This window comes from Oxalobacteraceae sp. CFBP 8761, from assembly GCA_014841595.1.
Lineage (GTDB): Bacteria > Pseudomonadota > Gammaproteobacteria > Burkholderiales > Burkholderiaceae_D > Telluria.
This window is the reverse complement of sequence record JACYUE010000001.1, coordinates 2154554-2169451: the sequence shown is the minus strand read 5'-3', so window position 1 is coordinate 2169451 and position 14898 is coordinate 2154554. Positions and strand designations below refer to the sequence as shown.

Annotated in this window: 14 protein-coding genes; 5 read left to right on the top strand and 9 right to left on the bottom strand. The window is 65.3% G+C overall.

The window, feature by feature from the left end:
- Positions 1 to 78: 78 nt before the first annotated feature.
- The 6 genes from IFU00_09530 to IFU00_09505 all read right to left on the bottom strand — a co-directional run bounded on the left by IFU00_09530 (position 79) and on the right by IFU00_09505 (position 6663).
- The gene (locus tag IFU00_09530; GenBank protein ID MBD8542522.1) at positions 79 to 2568 is read right to left on the bottom strand and encodes a TonB-dependent receptor; all 2490 of its coding nucleotides are present in this window, start codon (positions 2566 to 2568) and stop codon (positions 79 to 81) included.
- Between the two features lie 67 nt (positions 2569 to 2635).
- Positions 2636 to 3145, bottom strand: a complete 510-nt coding sequence (locus IFU00_09525) for a RidA family protein (GenBank protein MBD8542521.1) — start codon at positions 3143 to 3145, stop codon at positions 2636 to 2638.
- A 40-nt stretch (positions 3146 to 3185) separates the two neighbouring features.
- Positions 3186 to 3590 (bottom strand): cytochrome c, encoded by a 405-nt coding sequence (locus IFU00_09520; GenBank protein MBD8542520.1) that lies wholly within the window; start codon positions 3588 to 3590, stop codon positions 3186 to 3188.
- Positions 3587 to 5086, bottom strand: a complete 1500-nt coding sequence (locus IFU00_09515) for a flavin monoamine oxidase family protein (GenBank protein MBD8542519.1) — start codon at positions 5084 to 5086, stop codon at positions 3587 to 3589. Before IFU00_09515 ends, IFU00_09520 begins: the two co-directional genes overlap by 4 nt.
- Positions 5087 to 5528: 442 nt before the next feature.
- A complete protein-coding gene (locus IFU00_09510; protein MBD8542518.1) occupies positions 5529 to 6260 on the bottom strand; it encodes a hypothetical protein in 732 nt (243 codons plus the stop codon).
- Between the two features lie 88 nt (positions 6261 to 6348).
- Positions 6349 to 6663 (bottom strand): c-type cytochrome, encoded by a 315-nt coding sequence (locus IFU00_09505; GenBank protein ID MBD8542517.1) that lies wholly within the window; start codon positions 6661 to 6663, stop codon positions 6349 to 6351.
- Between the two features lie 249 nt (positions 6664 to 6912).
- Between IFU00_09505 and IFU00_09500 the strand changes: the two genes are divergently transcribed.
- Positions 6913 to 9075, top strand: a complete 2163-nt coding sequence (locus IFU00_09500) for a TonB-dependent receptor (GenBank protein ID MBD8542516.1) — start codon at positions 6913 to 6915, stop codon at positions 9073 to 9075.
- A gap of 18 nt (positions 9076 to 9093) precedes the next feature.
- Here the strand turns inward: IFU00_09500 and IFU00_09495 are convergent, their stop codons facing one another.
- Positions 9094 to 10032 carry a LysR family transcriptional regulator gene (locus IFU00_09495; protein MBD8542515.1) on the bottom strand — a complete coding sequence of 313 codons (939 nt, stop codon included), beginning with the start codon at positions 10030 to 10032 and terminating at the stop codon, positions 9094 to 9096.
- A 132-nt stretch (positions 10033 to 10164) separates the two neighbouring features.
- Here IFU00_09495 and IFU00_09490 point away from each other — a divergent pair, with 132 nt between their 5' ends.
- Positions 10165 to 11337, top strand: a complete 1173-nt coding sequence (locus tag IFU00_09490) for an MFS transporter (protein ID MBD8542514.1) — start codon at positions 10165 to 10167, stop codon at positions 11335 to 11337.
- A 58-nt stretch (positions 11338 to 11395) separates the two neighbouring features.
- Positions 11396 to 11929: an ankyrin repeat domain-containing protein gene (locus tag IFU00_09485; protein MBD8542513.1), complete on the top strand. Its 534-nt coding sequence runs from the start codon at positions 11396 to 11398 to the stop codon at positions 11927 to 11929.
- A gap of 16 nt (positions 11930 to 11945) precedes the next feature.
- On the opposite strand, the gene IFU00_09480 is transcribed toward IFU00_09485, so the two are convergent.
- Positions 11946 to 12584, bottom strand: coding sequence for a PEP-CTERM sorting domain-containing protein (locus tag IFU00_09480; GenBank protein ID MBD8542512.1), 639 nt, complete (start codon positions 12582 to 12584; stop codon positions 11946 to 11948).
- 273 nt (positions 12585 to 12857) lie between these two features.
- On the opposite strand from IFU00_09480, the gene IFU00_09475 reads away from it, so the two are divergent.
- The gene (locus IFU00_09475) at positions 12858 to 13316 is read left to right on the top strand and encodes a hypothetical protein (protein MBD8542511.1); all 459 of its coding nucleotides are present in this window, start codon (positions 12858 to 12860) and stop codon (positions 13314 to 13316) included.
- 3 nt (positions 13317 to 13319) lie between these two features.
- On the opposite strand, the gene IFU00_09470 is transcribed toward IFU00_09475, so the two are convergent.
- Positions 13320 to 13811 carry a GNAT family N-acetyltransferase gene (locus IFU00_09470; protein ID MBD8542510.1) on the bottom strand — a complete coding sequence of 164 codons (492 nt, stop codon included), beginning with the start codon at positions 13809 to 13811 and terminating at the stop codon, positions 13320 to 13322.
- 113 nt (positions 13812 to 13924) lie between these two features.
- On the opposite strand from IFU00_09470, the gene purU reads away from it, so the two are divergent.
- Positions 13925 to 14818: a formyltetrahydrofolate deformylase gene (gene purU / locus IFU00_09465; protein ID MBD8542509.1), complete on the top strand. Its 894-nt coding sequence runs from the start codon at positions 13925 to 13927 to the stop codon at positions 14816 to 14818.
- Positions 14819 to 14898 lie beyond the last annotated feature (80 nt).

Here is a 14898-nt window from a genome sequence, read left to right as displayed (position 1 = left end):
GGATCGACCCTGCAGCGGCAATCAAGCGGCTGGCCCGCCACGGCCAGCCGCTTGATGCCCGACGCCCGACGCCGTGGATCAGAATTTTACGGCCGCGCGCGCATAGTAGTAACCACCGTTGATGCCATATGGCGAGAAGCCGGGATAGATCGTCACCGCACCGTTGTCCAGGTTGGCGCGCTGCTCCGCCAGCGTCAGTGCATTGACCTTGTCCGGGTACTCGTTGAACAGGTTGTTCGCACCCAGCGACAGGCTCCAGGCCTTGCTGATCTGGTAGCTCACTTCCAGGTCGGTCAACAGGCTGGCCTTGATCCGGTTTTCGCGATACACCGCGCCGTCGGTCGAGAACTGTTCGGACGATTTGCCGAAGTAGTTCTCGCGCAGGTTCACGGTCCAGTCACCCATGCGCCACAAGCCGCCCAGATTCACCCGCACCTTGGGCGAGGCCGTTTCCAGATGCGAGATCGCGGTGGCGTCGAGCAGCGTCTGCGCGCCCAGTTGCGTCGGTGCCTGGTTGATCTTGATGACCTCGACCTTGTTGTAGTTGGCCGCTGCCGACCAGTCCACGCGCCCGTATGCGCCGTAGTTGCTGCTCAGGGTGGCCACGATTTCAGCGCCGCGGCTGCGGGTGTTGACGGCATTGGTGAAGATGTTGATACCGGTTTGCACGACGGTCGGATCCAGAACATTGCCATTGGCCAGAATCGCTGCCGTGACGGCCGGCGAATTGATCGCGCCGCCCGAACCGTACAGCGAGCCGCTGCCGACGATGCGGTCGCGGATCGTGATCTGGTAGGCGTCCAGCGTGACGGCCATGCCGGCCACCGGATTGAGCACCAGACCCGCGCTGATATTGGTCGATGCTTCGGGCTTCAGGCCGTCGATGCCCACCAGGCGCGCGCCCGGCGAGTTCGGCGCCAGTTGCACGAACGCGCTGCGTGGCGAGACATTGGTGGCCGAATAGAACGATTCGGCCAGCGTCGGCGCGCGAAAGCCGTTGCTGTAGGTCGCGCGCACGGCCACGTCCGGCGTGAAGTCGTAGCGGCTGGTGAGTTTGCCGACCTTGGCGTTGCCAAAGTCGCTGAAATCTTCGAAGCGCCCGGCGATGTCGACCGTCCAGCCGGTCACGGGTTGCACGGCGATATTCGCGTAGACCGCCTTGTTGTTGCGGCTGTGTTTTCCGGCGTCGGTCAGCGAGAAGCCCGGGAACGACTGCGCGCCTTCCTTGTAGCGCGATGCGGCGTCGCCCGCGACAATCGCGTAGGTATCGCGGCGGTGCTCGAGGCCCAGCGCCAGCGTCAGTGGCGTAGCCATGCCAACATCGAACTCGCGGCGCAGGTCAAGGTTGTTGGTCCACTGGCTGGCCTGGAATTCCCCGGCCGCGAAATCAAGCGGCGTCGCGCCGGTGTCGGTAAACAGCGAGATATTGGCCGAATTGGCCACGCCCAGCTTGGCCACGTCCTTGCCGTAGGTACTCGACAGATCCCAGTTCCAGTTGCCGAACACCTTGCCCTTGATGCCGAACGTGAACGCATAGTCTTCTTCGTCGAACGTCTCCTGCGGGCTGAAACCCAGCGGGTAGATCGTCGGCAGGCGGTTGGGCATGCGGTAGTTCTCGAAGGCCCGCGCTTCCTTCTTGCCATAGGTGGCAAAGCTGTACAACTCGGTGTCGCCGCCCAGGTCCACGCCGAAGTTGGCGGCGAAGATGTGCTGGCGGTACTGGGCGTCGCCCTGGATCTTGTTCAGGTACGGGTAGCCTGGCGCATTGACGAGCGACGGCATCGCCGCCATCGTGGCCGGATCGACGACGCGCGGATCGATCCCGCCGCGCTGCGAAAAGCCGTGGTACTTCGTTTCCGCTGTCAGCGACAGCCAGGCATCGGTGAACGGGGTCAGGCCGATATTGGCCATGCCGTCGCCCGTGTGCCCGCCGCCGTCCATATAGCCACCGCCACTGACGTTGGCGCTGCCGCCACGGTAATTGGACTTGAGGATGATGTTGATGACGCCGGCGATGGCGTCGGTGCCATATTGCGCGGCCGCGCCGTCCTGCAGCACTTCGACGCGCTCGATCGCCGCTACCGGAATGAAGTTCAGGTCGGCTGCAGCGCCGCCCTGGAAGGCGCCGGCCAGCACGGCCAGGTTGGCGGTGCCGTGGCGGCGCTTGCCGTTGACCAGCACCAGCGTGTTGTTCGGCGAGAGGCCGCGCAGGCGTGCCGACAGCGTCATCGCCGCCATGTCGCTACCGAAGGCCTGGGCATTGAGCGACGGCAGGTTCTGGGCCAGGGCCTGGATCAGGTCGGGCTGGCCGGTGCGGGCCAGCGACGACGCGTCGAGCACCTGGATCGGCGATGCGCTGTCCTCGACCGTCAGGCCGGCGGCGCGCGTGCCCGTGACGATCACGACGCCGGTACTGGCGATCGCGGGGCCGTCCGGCGCCACGGCGGCAGCCGCGGTGTCGACAACGGGATCGACGGCCGGCTCGGCCGCCTTGTCGGTGGCGTGGGCCGCCACGCCCCACGACAGCAAGGCAGCGGCGACACTGGTATGAATGATGGTCTTGTACATGGTGGTTCCCTGGTTGGCGTGATCTGTTATAGGTATGGTTGGCGTGGCCCGGCGTGGGCCGCGCCGCTTACTTCTTTGCTGCCACGACTTCGATTTCCACGAGCCAGCCGGGATTGCTCAGGCCCGCCACCTGCATCACCGCGCGAGCCGGCAGGTTGGGCTGCGCACCGCCGAAGAACTGGGTGTAGCCGGCCATGAAGCCGGTGACGTCGGCGCGCCCTTTCTGCGCCGGATCGCCCACCAGGAACACCTGCATCTTGACGACGTCGCCCATGCCCAACCCCATGCCGGCGAGGATCTCCTTGATCTTCTGCAGCACGCCGACCGTCTGCGTCTTGGTGTCACCAAAGGCCGCGATGGTATCGGGGCCGGCCGCCTTGTCGACGATGGGCGGCACCTGGCCGCTGATGAAGTGGATCGTCGCGCCGGGCGGCACCGACACGGCCAGGGCAATGGGAAAATCCGAGTTCGGGATCTTGTGGCGCACGATGTCGGTGGCTGCGGCGCTGGCGATGGCGGGCGCCAGCAGCAGCGCGGCGGCCAGGCAAGAGGTGGAGCGGATAGCGGCAAATGTCATTGGATCGTCTTTCATGGGCATGGGAAGGAAAGGGAAAACATCAGTGCTTGTTGCCGAAGCGGCTGTCGCCCGCCGGTGCGACCTGCAGCGCCGCGCGCCGCATGGCGACCTCGGCGCCGGCGATCGGCGGCGCGCGATTGCCCCAACTGCTGCGCGCATAGGTCAGGACGGCGGCGATATCGGCGTCATCCAGGCTTGTGCTGAAATCGGGCATGCCGCCACGGCCCTTGAGCAGCACCTCGGCCGCCGCGTCGGCCGGCCCGATGGCGACCGGACTGGCGACGAGCGCCGGGAACGCGCCGGGAATGCCGCGCCCATTGGCCTGGTGGCAGGCCGCGCAGTTCCTGGCAAACAGGGTCTTGCCGTCTGCCGGTGCGGGAGCCTGGGCCTGGACTGCGCCGGCCCACAGAACAGTGCTTGCCAGTGCAAGGATCGGGGTCTTCATGCGCTGGCCCTCCGGTGCAGTGCCTCGACCTGCTGCCATGCCGATTCGATGGCGCCGGCTTGCCAGCCGGTCAGGTAGCTCAGGTGTTCGCCGGCCAGCAGCACGCGGCGCTCGCCATCGAGCAAAATCGGGTAGGCGCTCTTGCGCGCGGCGTCGGTCCATTCGGCCCAGCCGCCCAGGCTGTACTGCACGCGGTGCCAGGCAACCGAGAAGCTGCTTTCATAACTTGCGCGGTAGGCAGGAAAGATCTTTTCACCGGCCGCGAGTGCGAACTCGGTCCGTTCGCTAGGTGCCATCCCGCTCACTTCAATGGCGTCGAGCGCGTAGTGGTAATAGCCCAGCACGACACCCTTTTTCTGCTGCCAGCCACCGGACGGCAACGAGATCGTGTTGATCCCTTTCAGGTCGGTCAGCACGTGGCCACCGTAGATATGGTCGTCTTCTTCCCAGAAGCGGCGCTTCATCTGAAGGCCGATCTTGCCGACCGGCGCGTACGGGACGGCCTTGATCGCGGCCTTGAATCCGTCGGAAAAATCGGTGTCGATCATGCGCAGCACCGACAGCGGCACCGTGCACAGGCAATAGTCGGCCGTGACGCGCGAGAGCGCGCCGCTGGCCGTGTCACACACGTCGATCGTGACCTTGTCGTCGCCCTGGCGGATGCGCTGGACTTCGGCGTGGTAGCGGATGCGGCCGCCCAGCCGGCTGGCGAAGGCGCGTGGGATCGCGTCCATGCCGCCGACCGGCTGGAACATCGTGGCGTGCATCGGGAACTCCTGCACGGCGCTGTAGACCTTGCCGACCCGGGCAGCCAGCAGATCGTGAAACGCCAGCGGATCGGACGGTGTGCCGGCGCCCGGCACCAGCCCCGCGCCGGGGTTGGTGGCAAAACCACGGCCGCTGCGGCCCTTGTAGGCCAGGTCGCCGGCGTCCAGCGCTCCTTCGTGCTTGAGGTAATCGAGCAGCAGGCGCTGGTCGTCGCCCGTCAGCTGCTTGTCGAGCGCATGGCCGGTGACCGACTTGGCCAGCAGTTCGGCGACATGGCCGCGCATGTCGGCCTTGATCTGGGCGCCGCGCAGGCGCTGCTTCGACAGCGGCCCGCCATCCTCGAGGTACACATACGCATGGTCATTCTCGTTGACCATCACTTCGAGCGGTACCTTGAACTGGCGCGCGTAGTAGAGCGTGGACTGGTGGTCCAGCGGGATGCGCCACGGGCCGTGGTTGATGTACTGGCCCGCGTCGAAGCGGCACTGCTGGGCCTCGCCGCCCAGTTCGTGCAGCTTGAAGTCCTTGCGCGCCGTCTGGCAGCGCCCGCCCGCATAGGGCCGCGCCTCGAGCACCTGGACTTCGTAGCCCAGCTTGCCCAGTTCGTAGGCTGCCGTCAGGCCGGCCAGACCGGCGCCCAGCACGACGACTTTCTTCCCCTTGCCAGAGCCAGCGAGCACGGGCGGCGTCGTGGTCCGGGAGGCGATCCCCATGCCCCAGGCATTCATCGAACCCATCAACAGCGCCGAACCGCCAACGGCGGCGGCCCGGTACAAGAACTCACGTCGGGTCAGCGACGGTGTCAAACGTTTCATTTCTACCTCCACTTGGCGTTACTGAAAGACCTTGCAACTAGTGGTCTATCAGCAATACCTGTGCCAAGTGGGTGGTGCGATCGTCAATACGAAACTTATTAAAATAAAGTGCAGAGGTAGTTTTACCGAACGTAAGCCTGACGTAAGCGTATTTATTCAAACAAGATTCAGAACTACTGTTTCTTCATTCGTATTGACAAACGTGACACACATCGCGCGATGCCTGGCGCATGCTGCGTCGAGACTTTATTTTTCCTGACCCGTTCGGGATCGTCCACGGACAGCGTAGCGATGCCGCGCACGCGCCGCGAGCATGCCAAATCGACATTGCACCGTTGTGGCGTAAATACGCACTTCAATGGGTGTGGTCAGCGCCGTCGCGTTCCAGCCAGTAGTTGAACTGGCCATAGCTGGGAATGGTGCCGGGCGGACAATTGGCGAAGTGGTCGTTCAACATCTGGCGATACGCGGCCGGACGCGAAAAGCGCGGATGGGTAGCGGCAAAGTGCGTAGCAGCCGCCAGGAACAGCGCCCGCAGTGCGGCGTCGGTATTGGTGCCCGCGTTGGCGCTGCTCGTCGCACCATTGCGCGGACGGCCGCGCTTGACGCCGGCGCTGGCCGCCCGCGTCTTGCCACGCGCACCGGAGTTGGCGTAATCGGGCAGCAGCGCATCGATCGTCTGGCCCCGCTCCCAGTAGCGGCGCAGGTAACGCATGAGGCTGGCGACGGAGATCCCGTGGGCGCGACTGTAGGCGTTGAGCAGAACCCCGCGCGGGCGCGGCAGATAGAGTTGCGGCAGGTCGCGATGCAGCGCGCTCACCGCATCCCACGCCTTCATCTGCAGCAGGTGGTGCTTGCCGGATGGGGCGTCTACGCGCGGTGCTTGGCAAGGGTCAGTGAGCAGTAACCGGGCACGCCGGGTCGACACGTCCGCTACCAGCACGTGCAGCGGTGTCCTGCACGGTGTGGCGCTCGGACGGCGCAGCGCAAAGGTATAAGCCACGGAATCTGCCACGTCGATCCAGAGAATCCGCACCAGTTGGCCGGGAGGATCGAGGTATTCGATGACATCGTTGTGCAAGAACATCGGCCGCTCCTGGCGTTGAGTTCATTGCTTGTATGCAAAGAACGCGCCAGGTACGGTCATGGCGGCCCGGGCTGGGGCCGCCAATGGGTCATTTCTGCGCCAGGATCCATTTCGCCAGGACCTTGGCATCGGCTTCCGTCACCTGTGGATTGGCCGGCATCGGGATCGGGCCCCAGGTGCCGCTGCTGCCTTTCTGGATCTTCTGGATGAGACGCGCTTCGGCGCCGGCATCTTTCGCATACTTGGCCGCGACATCCTTGTAGGCCGGGCCGACCAGCTTGGTGCCGACGGCGTGGCAGGCCATGCAGGCCTTGGCCTTGGCCAGGTCGGCGTTCGCGTGGGCGGCGGGAATGGCGGCGACGGCAACGGTCGCTGCCAGGGTCAGGGTCAGGTACTTCTTCATGATGCTCCAGTGGCTGGGTTGATCGTAAGGCACAGGCGCCCTGGGCGGGCACCGCCTGACATCATAGCGGGAAACCCCGGTGGCATGGGCAGCACGGCGTTGCATGAACAGCATCCGACACGCCCGTCATGAAATTTGAATGGGAATGATTCGCATTAACGATTAGAATGGCGCCATTCTGCGATCTTTGCCTCGTTTGACGTCTTTACGCAGAGCTTTGCTTCAAATTATAAAAAGGATGCCTGAACAATGATTGACCGTTTGCCTGCCCTCCCATTTGCCCGCACTGTATTGAGCCTGGCCATCGGCACGATGCCGCTTGTTGCTGTTGCCGCTGTTGCCACCGATGCGATTGCTGACGATTTGCCGGCGACCATGCCGACCGTGGTCGTGACCGCGGCCGGCTTCGAGCAGACGATCCGTGAAGCGCCCGCCTCGATCACGGTGCTGACCCGTGAACAACTTGAGAAAGAGCGCTTCGGCAACCTGGCGCAGGCGCTCGAAAGCGTGGAAGGCATCGATGTGGGCGCGGCCGGCGACAAGACCGGCGGCATGAACATCAGTATCCGGGGCATGCCGAGCGACTACACGCTGATCCTGATCGACGGCCGGCGCCAGAACGCGGCCGGCAACGTCACGCCAAATGGCTTCGGCGGTACGTCGACCAGCTTCATGCCACCGGTGGGTGCGATCGAACGCATCGAAGTCATCCGGGGTCCGATGTCGACGCTGTATGGCTCGGACGCCATGGGCGGCGTGATCAACATCATCACGCGCAAGGTCGGCAAGCGCTGGGTCGGTTCGGTGGCAGCCGACTACACGCTACAGGAAGACAGCCAGTTCGGTGACGTCAAGGGCGCCAAGTTCTACCTGAGCGGCCCGCTCAAGACCGATGTGCTGGGACTCTCGCTGCGCGGCAGCACCCTGCGCCGCGACGAAGCCAGCATTGCGTATGACGAGATCAACCCGGCACGGCCACTCACGCAGAACGCCAACCCCGTCAAGCAGAAGATCGACAACGTCGGCGCGCGGCTGGCGTTCACCCCGCACCGCAACCACGAACTGGTGCTCGACGCCGACAAGACGCGCCAGACCTATGACAACACGCGCGGCCAGCTCGGCACGCTGGGCACGGGCGGCTATGGACCTGAACAGAAATACAACCGCGAGCAGACCACGCTGTCGTACAAGGCGCGCCTACCGTTCGGCACCTGGGCCAGCAGCTATATGGTGAACAACACGGAAACCATTGGCCGCACGATTCCGCCGGGGACGCCAGGCGCAGTGCCCGGCACGCCCCGCACGCTGGAAGTCGAGAGCAAGGTGTTCGACACGAAGCTCCTGCTGCCATGGGGCACGCACCTGACCACGATCGGCGCCCAGCACTGGGATGCGGAAATGATCGACGGCGTCGCGCCGCAAGCGTTCGCGTTCACGCAGAAAGCCCTGTTCGTGGAAGACGAGTGGCGCCTGCACGAGCGGGTCTCGCTGACGATCGGTGCACGCTACGACGACCACAGCATCTTCGGCGGCCAGACGAGCCCGCGCGGCTACCTGGTCTGGAGCGCCTCGCCCCGCTGGACTGTCAAGGGCGGCGTGAGCAAGGGCTACAAGACCCCGCGCGTCGAGCAGCTCACCCCCGGCATCAACGGCTTCGGTGGCCAGGGCACGATCCCGCTCGTGGGCAGCCCGAACCTGCAACCCGAAACCAGCGTCACCACCGAACTGGGTGCCTACTTCGACAATGGCGCCGGCTGGACCGCGAACGTCACGGTCTTCAACAACGATTTCAAGGACAAGATCACCAGCGGTACTGGCCTCCTCAACTGCACCTACCGCCCGGCGCTCAACCGGCCGGGCTGCGTCAGCTTCGGCAACTGGCCGAACGTCGACGCCTTCGGCCAGTCGATCAACGTCGACGAGGCCGTCACGCGTGGTGTCGAACTCGCCACCCGCTTCCCGCTCGCCGCCGGCTGGGCCGCCAGCGCCAACTACACGTACACCGACAGCGAACAGGAAAGCGGCGCGAATGCCGGCAAGCCGCTGTCCGACACGCCGAAGCACGCGTTCAATGCGCGCCTGACCTGGGACGTGTCGCCAGACTGGAACACGTGGCTGCGCGCCGAATACCGCAGCGAGCGCTTCCGCGATCCGGGGACGTCGGCTGCCACCCGCGCGGCCCGGGACGCGCTGGGCGACTTCAAGGGTTATACGATGCTGCACCTTGGCACCAGCTACCAGATCACGCCGGCCATTACGCTCAATGCTGCGATCTACAATCTGCTGGACAAGGACTTCATCGACTACCTGCCGTATCGCGCGACGCCGGCGGCAGCGCCGACCTATAGCAGCGTCTACGTCAACAACCTCGACGGGCGCCGCCTGTGGCTGTCGATGAACGTGGACTTCTGAGCGGCGGGTGAACCGGCATCAGGCGTCCGCCAGGCGCAGGTCAGGGTCGGCCTCGAACACCCCGGCCAGCCAGCTGGCAAACGCCTGCAGGCGCGGATTGGCGATGCGCCCGCGTGGGTACAGCAGTGAGACCGGCATTGGCGTCGGGCACATGGCGGGCAGCACGACAGCCAGCGCGCCCTGCGCCACGTGCGTGCGCACCTGGTAGCGGGCCAGTTGCGCCAGTCCCAGCCCCTGCAGCGCGCACAGCAGGTTGGCCTCGGCATCGTTGACGGCGATGCCACCATCGATGGCCACCCGGACCACGCTACCCGTGCCCCCTTCTTTCTCTTCACCCGCGAGCGTCCACTCGAACGCGCGGCCGGTCTTGCCCGAGAAATGCACGATCGCATCATGCTGGCCCAATGCATCGACCGTTTCAGGCGTGCCCCGTTCCGCCAGATAGCCGGGCGTGGCGGCGATCACGAAGCGCATCAGGCCGATCCGGCGCGCGACCAGGCTCGAATCGGGCAAGTCGCCCACGCGCAATGCGCAATCGATGCCTTCGGCGGTCAGGTCGACCAGGCGGTCGCCCAGGCTGATCGTGAGATCGAGCGCCGGAAACGCCTGGCGAAATTCACCGATGCGTGGCAGCACGATGGCGCGCCCGAGCGCGCCCGGCAAGTCGATGCGCAGGCGGCCCTGCATGCGCCCGGCGTGCTCGCCCAGAAAGTCGGCTTCGGCGTCGTCGATGGCGGCCAGGATGGTGTTGCAGTGGGCGTAGTAACGCTCGCCCTCGGGCGTCAGCGACAGCCGGCGCGTCGTGCGCTGCAGCAGTTGCGCGCCCAGATAGCGTTCGAGATTCTGCAGCGTCGCCGTCAGCGATGCACGCGGCAGGTCGAGCGACTCGGCCGCGCGCGTGAAACTGTTCGCTTCGACGATGCGCACGAACGTCTGCATCGCTTTCACCTTGTCCATGATTGTTCATATAAAGTGAATGGTATAAGCGCATTATGCCCTGATTATCTTCGCCGGCGAACTGGCTACCATGGGGTCATTCCCTCATTCACTCCCATGGAGTTCGTCATGAACACCCCCAGGTCGTCCGGCATGGTCATGCTGCTGGCCACTGCGGCCGGCATCATCGTCGCCAACCTTTATTATGCGCAGCCGCTCGTCGGCCCGATCGGCGCCGCGCTGGGCCTGCCGCCCGCAGCGGCCGGGCTGATCGTCACGCTGACCCAGATCGGCTACACGCTGGGCCTCCTGTTCATCGTGCCGCTGGGCGACCTGGTGGAAAACCGGCGCCTGATCGTCACCGGCCTGTTCGTCACGAGCGCTGCCTTGCTGGTCGCGGCCACGGCCACCACGGCGTGGGCGTTCCTGCTGGCCGCGCTGACCATCGGCCTGGGCGCCGTGGTGGCCCAGGTGCTGGTGCCGTTTGCCGCGCACCTGGCGCCGGAAGCCACGCGTGGCCAGATCGTCGGCAAGGTCGTCAGTGGCCTGCTGCTGGGGATCATGGTGGCGCGGCCGGTGGCGAGCGTGCTGGCTGGCCTGGGCGGCTGGCACACCGTGTTTGGCATCGCCGCCGCACTGGTGGCACTACTGGCCGTGGTGTTGCGGTTGAAGCTGCCGCTGCGCCAGCCAACCTCGCCGCAGCCATACCGGCGCCTGATCGGCTCGCTATGGCCGTTGCTGGCCACGACCGTGGTGCTGCGCCAGCGCGCGCTGTATCACGCCGGCCTGTTCGGCGCCTTCAGCCTGTTCTGGACTGTGGCGCCGCAGGCGCTGGCCGGCCCGGCCTTCGGCCTCACGCAAAATGGCATCGCGCTGTTTGCCCTGGTCGGCATGGCCGGTGCGGTGGCCTCGCCTGTCGCCGGGCGCCTGGCCGATGCCGGTCACACGCTCAAGGCCACTGCCGTCGCCCTGGTCGTCGGCGCGCTGAGCTTTTTGCTGCCCCTGTTTGCGCCCGCGTCGAAACCGGTCGCGCTCTGCTTGCTGGCCGTGGCCGCCATCGTGCTGGATGCTGCGGTGGCCGCCAACCTGGTGCTGGGCCAGCGCGCGCTGTTCGCGCTGGGCGCGGACATGCGCAGCCGGCTGAATGGCCTGTACTTCGCGCTGTTCTTTGCCGGTGGTGCGGTCGGTTCCGCGCTGGGTGGGTGGGTATATGCCGCACATGGCTGGCACGCGGCGCTGCTGGTTGGCATGCTGCTGCCGGCGCTGGCGCTGCCGGTCTGGCTCCGCGAAGCCACCGGGCATGCGGCCGCACGCCAGAGCGCATAGACCACGCGCCGGATTAAGATGTGTTTTAATCAACCTTTATCCTGATCCGGAGCACGCAATGCACACGAACGACCAAACGGCGACGCCGACCAAAGCCGAACTGGACGAAGCCGCGCTCAACATGGCGCGCAATATGTTCCAGTATGCGCGCTCGGGCGACGCCGAGCATCTCGCCGCCTTCCTGTCGCGCGGCCTGCCGCCAAACCTGCGCAATGAAAAAGGCGACAGCCTCTTGATGCTCGCCAGCTACCATTGCCACCTGGACGCGACGCGGGTCTTGCTCGAGCACGGCGCCGATCCGCACCTGATCAACGATGCGGGGCAAACGCCGTTGCACGGCGCCGCATTCAAGGGCGACCTGGCAGTCACGACGCTGTTGCTCGACATGGGCGCACTGCCGGACTTTGCCGGCCCGTCGGGCCGGACGGCGCTGATGTTCGCCGCAATGTTCAACCGGGTCGCCATCGCCCAGCTGCTGATGGAACGCGGCGCCGACCCGGCGGCGCGCGACGCGTCAGGCGTGACCGCGTACGACGCGGCGCTGAAGATGGGCGCCACCGACACTGCCGCCCTGTTGGCGCCGGCAAACTGACGGCGCCACCCGTGCTTCAGGCGATGCCGCGCGCCGGCCGCTGACGGCGGCGTGCGAACCAGGCTGCCACCAGGCCAAGGCCGACGATGGCGCCCGTGGCCGGCTCCGGCACCTCGATCGTTTCCTGCGCAGCAGCCACCAGCATGCCGCTGGCGCCGCTGCAGTCGGGGTACTGCCAACCACAGCCAAAGGGTTCGTCACTATGGGCGGCCACCACGCTGAACAGCGCGCCCTGGCTTACCATCTGAAAATCGGAGTTGCCGTCCGAGGCGAAGATGCTGCCCCCGAGAAGTCCACCTGCCAGGAATGTCAGGTCCATCACGATGTAGTCATAATAATTGCGCGGCTCGGTGCGGTAGCCATAGTCGATCAGGTTGTGCTGGCCATCGATGTACGGGTCGTCGAACCAGTAGCGCAGGGACAGCAAACTCGACTGCGGATCGAGGCATGGCGGACCGATGTCGCATTCGTTGTGGATATCCAGTGACAACCGGCCGGCGGTGACAGCCTCCTCGGAGAACGCCAGTTCCAGGTTGAGGCCGGTCGGCATCGAATTGGATGCACTCACTTGCTGCCAGCTGTAGGTGACTGCGGCTTGCGCCGGCAGCGCCAAGGCGGCGGCCAGCAGTAAGACGATGGGGGCAATGCGCGTCATAGATGATCTCCTCGGAAAGTTCCTACAATACGTCAGCAAGAATTACGCCCGTGGATGTAGAGCCTGCATCCCGTTGATTCTAAACAACATTCGCGATCGGTGGTTCGCCGGCGCAGACGAGGTGTCAAGTTCGTCGACACGGCATGTCACCGTTGCGATGCTCTGCACGGTTGCTGCGGTGACCTGACGTGTCAGACCCTGCGCCCGGTACATCCCCTATAATCGTGAGCGCCCTGACGCCAGGGCGCAATTTTCAACTACCCGAAAGTCCCGATGAAAGCCCTGTCCCTGCCCGTCCTCATGGTTGCCCTGCTGACTGCCAGCGGCACTGCCCTTGCCGACGATGCCGCGCTGCTCAAATGCCGTACCCTGAGCGACATCCCCGCGCGCGTGGCCTGCTACGACGCGATTCCGGTCGGCGCCGCCGGTCCCGCCGCCGCGCCTGCGCCAGCACGCACGCCTGAGCAGAATTTCGGCCTTGAAGCGGTCAAGCAGCGCGAAGCGCAGCCGGCATCGATCCGCAGCACGGTCGTGGGCGACTTCGATGGCTGGGGCCCTGGCTCGCAGATCCGCCTGGCCAATGGCCAGGTCTGGCGCGTCATCGACGGCAGCGACGCCGTCCTGCCGCGCACGAAGGACGCGGCGGTGACCATCGAGCGCAACGTGTTCGGCACGCTGTTCCTGAAAATCGATGGCGGCAACAGCTCGGCCAAGGTGCGCCGGGTGCAATAAAGGTCAGGCGGGCGTACGCACCATGTACAGCGCGCCGGGCGGATAGGTGTGCAGGCCGGCGTCGTGGGTTGATGCAGCGCGCCAGCCCAGCGCGTGCCAGAAGCGCTCGCTGTCCTGCACCGACACCAGAGCCGCATGCGCCAGTCCCAGCGTGCGTGCCATGCGCAATGCGTCGTCGACCAGCGCGCGCGCCAGGCCACGCCCCAGTGCACACGGCGCGATTGCCAGGTCGTGCAGGTACAGCGTGTCCGGCTGGCGCGCTACCGTAAACGGTGCGTTCAGATCCGTCACCAGCCCGAGGCGCGACGGATAGGCGAACAGGTAACCGCGCACGATGCCCTCATGAATGCCGACCAGGCAGGTGCCGCGCGCCGCCGCCATCCGGGCCGCGACGACCGCTGCCGGCTCCTGCATCGCGGCCGGATAGCAGGCCGCCTGGATCCGCAGCACGGCATCGAGATCGGTGGGCAGCATCGGGCGCAGGGAGGTCGACATGAGAGATAGGCGGGCGAAAAAAACGCGCATCGTAGCATGCGCTTGACGCCCGTCGTGGCATCGCGCATTCTAGCTGTCTTGACAACATCGCCTCATCACCGACAGGAACAAGCATGCGCAGCACCAGCGACGTCACGCCACCAACCCGCCCCGAATACATTCTCCACGCCAGTTGCCCGGCCGGCATCGGCATCGTCGCCGCCGTCGCGACCTTCCTGGCCGAGCGCGATTGCTATATCTGCGCGCTCGAGCAGTTCGACGACGATTCGACCGCCCGTTTCTTCATGCGCGCCGTGTTTCGCCAGCAAGACAAGTCGCCGGCCATCGACACGATCCGCGCAGAATTCGACAGCACGGTCGCCACGCGCCTGGACATGGGCTGGAAAATCTACGATCCGCTCGACCCGGTGCGCACCGTGATCATGGTGTCCAAGACCGATCACTGCCTGGATGACCTGCTGTACCGCCGCCGCACGGGCGAACTCAATCTGTCGATCACGGCGGTCGTGTCGAATCACCTCGACCTGCGCCCGATGGTCGAGCGCGAAGGCATCCGCTTCATTTTCTTGCCGGTGAACAAGGACAACAAGGCGCAGCAAGAGGCGCGCCTGCTGGAAATCGTCGACGAGACCGACTCCGAACTCGTGGTCCTGGCGCGCTACATGCAGATTTTGTCGGATGGGCTGGCGCGCCGCCTGGCCGGCAAGTGCATCAATATCCACCACTCGTTTTTGCCCGGCTTCAAGGGCGCCAAGCCGTATCAGCAGGCGTTCGACCGGGGCGTCAAGCTGATCGGCGCGACGGCCCACTATGCGACGCCCGATCTGGACGAGGGCCCGATCATCGAACAGGTGCTCACGCGCGTGGACCACAACTACCGGGTCGACCAGCTCACCCGCGTGGGGCGTGACAACGAATGCCTGGCGCTGGCCACAGCGGTCAAGTTTCATATCGAGCGCCGTGTGTTCGTGGACGGCAACAAGACCGTCGTGTTCCGCGGGCCGTAATGACAGTGATAACAACGTTGACTTATACGTAATGTAGGTGCGTCACCTAACCGTCGCAAATGTAACAGGACGTTATGTTC